This is a genomic window from Psychrobacter sp. Choline-02u-9, from assembly GCF_002836505.1.
GTDB lineage: Bacteria > Pseudomonadota > Gammaproteobacteria > Pseudomonadales > Moraxellaceae > Psychrobacter.
In genome coordinates this window covers 1-792 of the sequence record NZ_PJBF01000020.1, presented here as the reverse complement: position 1 = coordinate 792, position 792 = coordinate 1, and the positions used below count along the sequence as shown (strand labels likewise).

Below are 792 nucleotides of genomic sequence, written 5' to 3'. Positions count from 1 at the left end.
CGTATTGTTGAAGATGACAGCACGGCTGAAGGCGGTACGCTGACGCACCGAGTGGAACTGGTCGACGTTGACGGTAACCTGATTGAAGTTGTAGAGGGTGAAGCCATTACCGTCACCTTAGCCTACAATAATGAAGGTATCACTGCCAACCCGGATGGCAGTGCCGACTACACCCCAACCACCAGTGTTACTATACCCGCCGGACAATCAAGCGTTCTTATCAACAACCCAACGCTCGATGACCGCTTTAGTGAAGCGCCTGAGTCTTACACGCTTAGCATTACCGATGTCAGCCAAAGTAATGACAGCTATGAAGCTGTTGCTATTACTAGCGACGTAGAAGATCAAAGTGTCATCGGCACCATTACCAGTAACACTGATACCAATAACGAGACTGAAGGTGGCTACAATAGCAACGACACCGTCCTCGTTCAGATCACAGGCAACGACAGTGCGATTGAAGGTGATGGCGACAGTCTTACCCACACCATCACACTCGTCGACAATGCTGGTAACCCCGTTGAACTCTATGAAGGTCAATCCATAGAAGTCACCTTAAGCTATACCAATGATGACACGGTAGATGCTGACTATGAAGGCGAGCGCATTGCTGAGACTATTACCATTTCCGGCACAGCAGCAGGCGTCAGTACAATTGATATCAGCCAAGCAGTGGCAGACGACATCCTAGGCGAAGGTCAAGAGACTTACACCTTAAGCATTGCTAGCGTGAGTGACACAGGATCAGTGCATCTTGAAAACCTAGCGATTGATACGGACAACCAAAGCGTT

The 792-nt window shown here is 49.1% G+C and carries 1 protein-coding gene; it reads left to right on the top strand.

All coding sequences use genetic code 11. The features are described 5' to 3' along the window. A partial coding sequence (locus CXF69_RS14255) for a hypothetical protein (RefSeq protein WP_180952685.1) occupies positions 1 to 792 on the top strand: 792 nt, incomplete at both ends.